The 7,500-nt window shown below is 52.5% G+C and carries 4 protein-coding genes, 4 tRNA genes and 2 rRNA genes; all 10 read right to left on the minus strand.

Going from position 1 to position 7,500, the window contains the following annotated elements; genetic code table 11:
- A partial coding sequence (tuf, locus tag PVZ78_RS12060; protein WP_273828733.1) for an elongation factor Tu occupies positions 1-1,181 on the minus strand: 1,181 nt, incomplete at its 3' end.
- A gap of 84 nt (positions 1,182-1,265) precedes the next feature.
- A tRNA-Thr gene (locus PVZ78_RS12065) sits at positions 1,266-1,341 on the minus strand.
- A 26-nt stretch (positions 1,342-1,367) separates the two neighbouring features.
- A tRNA-Gly gene (locus tag PVZ78_RS12070) sits at positions 1,368-1,441 on the minus strand.
- A 25-nt stretch (positions 1,442-1,466) separates the two neighbouring features.
- Positions 1,467-1,551, minus strand: a tRNA-Tyr gene (locus PVZ78_RS12075).
- Positions 1,552-1,693: 142 nt separating this feature from the next.
- A complete protein-coding gene (locus PVZ78_RS12080) occupies positions 1,694-2,134 on the minus strand; it encodes a hypothetical protein (protein WP_016702640.1) in 441 nt (146 codons plus the stop codon).
- Between the two features lie 7 nt (positions 2,135-2,141).
- On the minus strand, positions 2,142-2,891 hold the full coding sequence (locus tag PVZ78_RS12085) for a pantothenate kinase (protein WP_101283717.1): 750 nt from the start codon (positions 2,889-2,891) through the stop codon (positions 2,142-2,144).
- Complete coding sequence (gene birA / locus PVZ78_RS12090) at positions 2,881-3,840, minus strand: bifunctional biotin--[acetyl-CoA-carboxylase] ligase/biotin operon repressor BirA (protein WP_053270062.1); 960 nt, start codon at positions 3,838-3,840, stop codon at positions 2,881-2,883. The genes PVZ78_RS12085 and birA overlap by 11 nt, the downstream gene beginning before the upstream one ends.
- Positions 3,841-4,007: 167 nt before the next feature.
- Positions 4,008-4,123 (minus strand): 5S ribosomal RNA (gene rrf / locus PVZ78_RS12095).
- Positions 4,124-4,270: 147 nt separating this feature from the next.
- Positions 4,271-7,162: ribosomal RNA gene (locus PVZ78_RS12100) — 23S ribosomal RNA — on the minus strand.
- 239 nt (positions 7,163-7,401) lie between these two features.
- A tRNA-Ala gene (locus tag PVZ78_RS12105) sits at positions 7,402-7,477 on the minus strand.
- Positions 7,478-7,500 lie beyond the last annotated feature (23 nt).

Raw genomic sequence — 7,500 nt, forward strand, 5'->3', positions numbered from 1 at the left:
TTGGCTACGACGCCAGCGCCGACGGTACGACCGCCTTCACGGATAGCGAAACGCAGACCATCTTCCATCGCGATGGTTTTGATCAGAGTGACAGTCATCTGGATGTTGTCACCTGGCATTACCATTTCAACGCCTTCTGGCAGCTCGCAGTTACCAGTCACGTCAGTAGTACGGAAGTAGAACTGTGGACGGTAGCCTTTGAAGAACGGAGTATGACGGCCGCCTTCTTCTTTGCTCAGAACGTACACTTCAGCAGTGAACTTGGTGTGCGGCTTAACGGTACCTGGCTTAACCAGAACCTGGCCACGCTCAACGTCGTCACGCTTGGTGCCACGCAGCAGAACGCCGCAGTTCTCGCCAGCACGACCTTCGTCGAGCAGCTTGCGGAACATTTCAACGCCGGTGCAGGTGGTTTTCTGAGTTTCGCGCAGACCAACGATCTCAACTTCTTCCTGGATGCGAACGATACCACGCTCAACACGGCCAGTTACCACGGTGCCACGACCGGAGATCGAGAACACGTCTTCGATAGGCATCAGGAACGGCTTGTCGATAGCACGCTCTGGCTCTGGGATGTAGGTATCCAGAGTTTCTACCAGCTTCTTAACAGCGGTAGTGCCCATTTCGTTGTCGTCTTGGCCGTTCAGAGCCATCAGAGCCGAACCGATGATGATTGGAGTGTCATCACCTGGGAAGTCGTAAGTGCTCAGCAGATCGCGCACTTCCATCTCAACCAGTTCCAGCAGCTCAGCGTCGTCAACCATGTCAGCCTTGTTCAGGAAGACAACGATGTACGGAACGCCTACCTGACGGGACAGCAGGATGTGCTCACGAGTTTGCGGCATCGGACCATCGGCAGCCGAGCAAACCAGGATCGCGCCGTCCATCTGGGCAGCACCAGTGATCATGTTTTTGACGTAGTCGGCGTGACCTGGGCAGTCAACGTGCGCGTAGTGACGAATGTTCGAGTCGTACTCTACGTGCGCGGTGTTGATGGTGATACCACGAGCTTTTTCTTCTGGGGCGCTGTCGATCTTGTCGAAGTCAACACGAGCCGAACCGAAAACCTCGGAGCAGACGCGAGTCAGAGCAGCAGTCAGAGTGGTTTTACCGTGGTCAACGTGACCAATGGTACCAACGTTGACGTGCGGCTTATTACGTTCGAACTTTTCCTTAGCCATCGAAATCACCCCTAGGAGAAGAATTGAGCAAGTCACACAAGCCATTAAAACAAAGGCAGATATTTTCATATCTGCCTTGTTATATGGAGCTCTTGAGCGGATTTGAACCGCTGACCTCACCCTTACCAAGGGTGTGCTCTACCAACTGAGCTACAAGAGCGAAACACTTTGCACAACCTGCAAACTTGGAGCGGGTAGCGGGAATCGAACCCGCATCATCAGCTTGGAAGGCTGAGGTTCTACCACTAAACTATACCCGCGGAGCTTGCAGCTCACGCTTAAATCTGGTGGAGGGGGAAGGATTCGAACCTTCGAAGTCGTAGACGTCAGATTTACAGTCTGATCCCTTTGGCCGCTCGGGAACCCCTCCTAAGCGAGGCAGCATTTTATACTATGCCACCCTTCTGTCAAGCATTTTCTCATTAAAAACCTGAGGTTAGCTGCGTTGACCTTGCTTCGCTGCGCCTACCTCTAGAGGTCTTCACTGCGGAGCGGGCGCCATTCTATGCAAACTATTCGGCAGTTGCAATGCCTTCGCATGACATTATTTTATGTTTTAACTCATTGAATTCTTTAGCAAGATTCTGCAGCAACGAATCATCCAGCAAATGCTTGCTTTCAGGGGGCACACGCAACCAATAACCAGAAGCATCAGGCAGAGCCAAAGACTTCAACCGAACCTCCACACCCAATACCGACAGGCGCTGCTCAAGCGTTTGAGCCTGATCACGACGAGCAAAACCACCTATATAGAGGCAATCGCCTTGAGCCTCGCCTCCCTTGTCACGCCTGGAGAGCGAGCCAGACGACTCACTCAGCAAGCGAATATCCTGCTGAGCCCCCTTATAAAGCGTCAGAGGCGTTACCTCCTTCGCACGCAAAGGCGCCTCCTGCTGATGCCAGACGTAATAGAACACATTGAGAACCAGGAGCAGCAGGAACAACCAGCGCATAAAAACCTCAGGACAATGGGCACGCCATAGCCAATCCGACAAAAACCAGATCAGGGACCACTCGCCCCTGCGGCACGACACCAGAAACCAGCTCAGCATCACCACCAGTGAGGAACACCACGAAATCTTCCCCCCAATAGTCGCGCGCCAGCTCCAGCTGAGTCAGCACAAACCCTCTCAACATCAATGAGCAGCCGCGCTCTACCGCTTCAACCGTCGTACGCCCCGGCAACAGGCTCTCCAAGGCGCGCTCGGCAGACAAATCGTCGTACCGAATCCGACGAGTGTGAGTTCTCAACTGATTACGCATCAATGGCATCCCCGGGCAGATAAAGCCCCCCAGGTGCTCCCCATCCGCCGCAATGAAGTCCGCAGTAACAGCGGTCCCAAAATCGAGCACCAGACAAGCACCAGCTGCCAGGCGAAAGCCCCCCAGCATGGCAAGCCAGCGGTCCAGACCAAGTCGTTCAAACTCCTCATAGCCATTTCGTACGCCTGCCATTTCTTTCGCAGGCGCAGCACAGACCACCGATACACCAAAAGCCTGTACCAACATAGAAGTAAGCCTGTTCGTCTCTTCGACCGTGCGAACGCTGACCAAACGGCAGCGGGTCAAGACCAAGCCGTTTAGCGCACGCAGATGCCCGACCAAGGCGTCATCGGAACCAACCACACCCTCAGCAAATACCCCAAGCGCGACATTATTCAGAACACGCCACTTAATGAAGCTGTTTCCACAGTCAAGCTCAAGAATCATCGCGCAACCTCAAGCTGAGCTCACCACCGCTGTAGACCCTCTCAACCCCATCTACTTCCAATCGCAATGCCCCTTGCTGATCGATGCCCATAACAACACCGTCTATTTTATTGACCCCAGCAATCAGAGACACCGCATTACCTTGCCACAAGTGATTCTGCTCCCACTCCTCTTGAATAGAGGAAAAGCCCTGGGCTTGGTGACGCTCCAGGTAAGCCCTCAGCATCATACTCAGCCGAGCAACCAACTGGTTGCGATCAACCTGCTTACCGGACTCAAGCCGCATAGAAGTCCACTGCTGATCAACCTCGTCAGTTTTCTGCATGTTGACGTTGATACCCACACCCAGAACCACATGACAAACATCGGCAGGATCCCCAACCAACTCCAGCAGGATTCCAGCGATTTTTTTGCGCCCAACCAAAACATCGTTTGGCCACTTCAGACCCGCACCAGCAACTCCAAACTCACGCAAGGTCTGCATGACTGCCAGCCCGACCACCAAGCTGAGCCCTTCAAGCTGACGCATTCCACCATCGATACGCAGCACGAGACTGTAATAAACATTTTCTGCAAAAGGGCTCACCCATTTGCGACCTCTCCGACCACGCCCCGCCGTCTGACGCTCAGCGAGCACCAGGAACGGCGCAGGCACGCCGCGCTCGACAGCCCTCAGAGCTTCAGCATTTGTAGAGTCGATGGAATCGAAAGCCAACACAGCCCAAGGGCAATCCTTTGACTGCTCGTAAATATCTGCCGGGCTCAGGAGCATCAGCGGAGCCGCCAGCTGATAACCGCGACCGCGGACTTTATGGATAGAAAGCCCCAGATCAGCCTCCAACTGCTGCAACTGCTTCCACACGGCACTACGGCTAATACCCAAGGCAGCACCAAGGGCCTGGCCCGAGTGAAACCGCCCGTCCTTCAGAAGCTCCAACAATGTCAGCATGCAGATCTCGCCTCACAATGAGGCAGGCATGATAGCCATGCCTAAGGCTGTTGCATAGAAAGCGTGACAGGCACAATCAGGCAGCTAGCGCCTGCAATTCAGAATGTTTTTTCTGCGCACAAAAACAAAACCCCAACTGCTTTCGCAATTGGGGTTTCGGAATTTAATCTTGACGATGACCTACTCTCACATGGGGAAACCCCACACTACCATCGGCGATGCATCGTTTCACTTCTGAGTTCGGGATGGGATCAGGTGGTTCCAATGCTCTATGGTCGTCAAGAAATTCGGTGTGCCGACTCGTCTTTCGACGCTTCAGCAAATTGGGTATGTAATAGCTTTGTGGTGCTTTTGTGAGTAGTGCAAACTTTCGGTTCGTTTCGTCTTCACACACCGCAACTCGCTCTTAAGCAAATTGCTTGGGTGTTATATGGTCAAGCCTCACGGGCAATTAGTATTGGTTAGCTCAACGCCTCACAGCGCTTACACACCCAACCTATCAACGTCGTAGTCTTCGACGGCCCTTCAGGGAACTCAAGGTTCCAGTGAGATCTCATCTTGAGGCAAGTTTCCCGCTTAGATGCTTTCAGCGGTTATCTTTTCCGAACATAGCTACCCGGCAATGCCACTGGCGTGACAACCGGAACACCAGAGGTTCGTCCACTCCGGTCCTCTCGTACTAGGAGCAGCCCCTCTCAAATCTCAAACGTCCACGGCAGATAGGGACCGAACTGTCTCACGACGTTCTAAACCCAGCTCGCGTACCACTTTAAATGGCGAACAGCCATACCCTTGGGACCGGCTTCAGCCCCAGGATGTGATGAGCCGACATCGAGGTGCCAAACACCGCCGTCGATATGAACTCTTGGGCGGTATCAGCCTGTTATCCCCGGAGTACCTTTTATCCGTTGAGCGATGGCCCTTCCATACAGAACCACCGGATCACTAAGACCTACTTTCGTACCTGCTCGACGTGTCTGTCTCGCAGTCAAGCGCGCTTTTGCCTTTATACTCTACGACCGATTTCCGACCGGTCTGAGCGCACCTTCGTACTCCTCCGTTACTCTTTAGGAGGAGACCGCCCCAGTCAAACTACCCACCATACACTGTCCTCGATCCGGATAACGGACCTGAGTTAGAACCTCAAAGTTGCCAGGGTGGTATTTCAAGGATGGCTCCACGCGAACTGGCGTCCACGCTTCAAAGCCTCCCACCTATCCTACACAAGCAAATTCAAAGTCCAGTGCAAAGCTATAGTAAAGGTTCACGGGGTCTTTCCGTCTAGCCGCGGATACACTGCATCTTCACAGCGATTTCAATTTCACTGAGTCTCGGGTGGAGACAGCGCCGCCATCGTTACGCCATTCGTGCAGGTCGGAACTTACCCGACAAGGAATTTCGCTACCTTAGGACCGTTATAGTTACGGCCGCCGTTTACCGGGGCTTCGATCAAGAGCTTCGCGTTAGCTAACCCCATCAATTAACCTTCCGGCACCGGGCAGGCGTCACACCCTATACGTCCACTTTCGTGTTTGCAGAGTGCTGTGTTTTTAATAAACAGTCGCAGCGGCCTGGTATCTTCGACCGGCATGGGCTTACGGAGCAAGTCCTTCACCCTCACCGGCGCACCTTCTCCCGAAGTTACGGTGCCATTTTGCCTAGTTCCTTCACCCGAGTTCTCTCAAGCGCCTTGGTATTCTCTACCCAACCACCTGTGTCGGTTTGGGGTACGGTTCCTAGTTATCTGAAGCTTAGAAGCTTTTCTTGGAAGCATGGCATCAACCACTTCGTCACCTGAAAGGTAACTCGTCATCAGCTCTCGGCCTTAGAACCCCGGATTTACCTAAGATTCCAGCCTACCACCTTAAACTTGGACAACCAACGCCAAGCTGGCCTAGCCTTCTCCGTCCCTCCATCGCAATAACTAGAAGTACAGGAATATTAACCTGTTTTCCATCGACTACGCTTTTCAGCCTCGCCTTAGGGACCGACTAACCCTGCGTCGATTAACGTTGCGCAGGAAACCTTGGTCTTTCGGCGTGGGTGTTTTTCACACCCATTGTCGTTACTCATGTCAGCATTCGCACTTCTGATACCTCCAGCAAGCTTCTCAACTCACCTTCACAGGCTTACAGAACGCTCCTCTACCGCATCACTTACGTGATACCCGTAGCTTCGGTGTATGGTTTGAGCCCCGTTACATCTTCCGCGCAGGCCGACTCGACTAGTGAGCTATTACGCTTTCTTTAAAGGGTGGCTGCTTCTAAGCCAACCTCCTAGCTGTCTAAGCCTTCCCACATCGTTTCCCACTTAACCATAACTTTGGGACCTTAGCTGACGGTCTGGGTTGTTTCCCTTTTCACGACGGACGTTAGCACCCGCCGTGTGTCTCCCATGCTCGGCACTTGTAGGTATTCGGAGTTTGCATCGGTTTGGTAAGTCGGGATGACCCCCTAGCCGAAACAGTGCTCTACCCCCTACAGTGATACATGAGGCGCTACCTAAATAGCTTTCGAGGAGAACCAGCTATCTCCGAGCTTGATTAGCCTTTCACTCCGATCCACAGGTCATCCGCTAACTTTTCAACGGTAGTCGGTTCGGTCCTCCAGTCAGTGTTACCTAACCTTCAACCTGCCCATGGATAGATCGCCCGGTTTCGGGTCTATACCCAGCGACTAAACGCCCTATTAAGACTCGCTTTCGCTACGCCTCCCCTATTCGGTTAAGCTCGCCACTGAATATAAGTCGCTGACCCATTATACAAAAGGTACGCAGTCACAGAACAAAGTCTGCTCCCACTGCTTGTACGCATACGGTTTCAGGATCTATTTCACTCCCCTCTCCGGGGTTCTTTTCGCCTTTCCCTCACGGTACTAGTTCACTATCGGTCAGTCAGTAGTATTTAGCCTTGGAGGATGGTCCCCCCATATTCAGACAAAGTTTCTCGTGCTCCGTCCTACTCGATTTCATGACTAAGAGACTTTCGCGTACAGGGCTATCACCCACTATGGCCGCACTTTCCAGAGCGTTCCGCTAATCTCAAAGCCACTTAAGGGCTAGTCCCCGTTCGCTCGCCACTACTAAGGGAATCTCGGTTGATTTCTTTTCCTCAGGGTACTTAGATGTTTCAGTTCCCCTGGTTCGCCTCTTGCACCTATGTATTCAGTACAAGATAACCATCTTATGATGGCTGGGTTCCCCCATTCAGACATCTCCGGATCAAAGTCTGTTTGCCGACTCCCCGAAGCTTTTCGCAGGCTACCACGTCTTTCATCGCCTCTGACTGCCAAGGCATCCACCGTATGCGCTTCTTCACTTGACCATATAACCCCAAGCAATCTGGTTATACTGTGAAGACGACATTCGCCGAAAATTCGCGATTAAACTCACAAATTTTACCTTAGCCTGAATAAACACCAGTGAAAGTGCTATCCAGTCTATCTTTCTATCACATACCCAAATTTTTAAAGAACGATTCTGATAAAGATCAGAAATCAACATTCATCGCCAATCAGCGGAATGCTCATTTCTAAGCTTTAAACGATGGACACCAATCTGTAATGGTGGAGCCAAGCGGGATCGAACCGCTGACCTCCTGCGTGCAAGGCAGGCGCTCTCCCAGCTGAGCTATGGCCCCGTATCGCTACAGGGTGCACCAGT

The organism is Pseudomonas sp. SBT1-2 (genome assembly GCF_028640875.1).
Lineage (GTDB): Bacteria > Pseudomonadota > Gammaproteobacteria > Pseudomonadales > Pseudomonadaceae > Aquipseudomonas > Aquipseudomonas chlororaphis_I.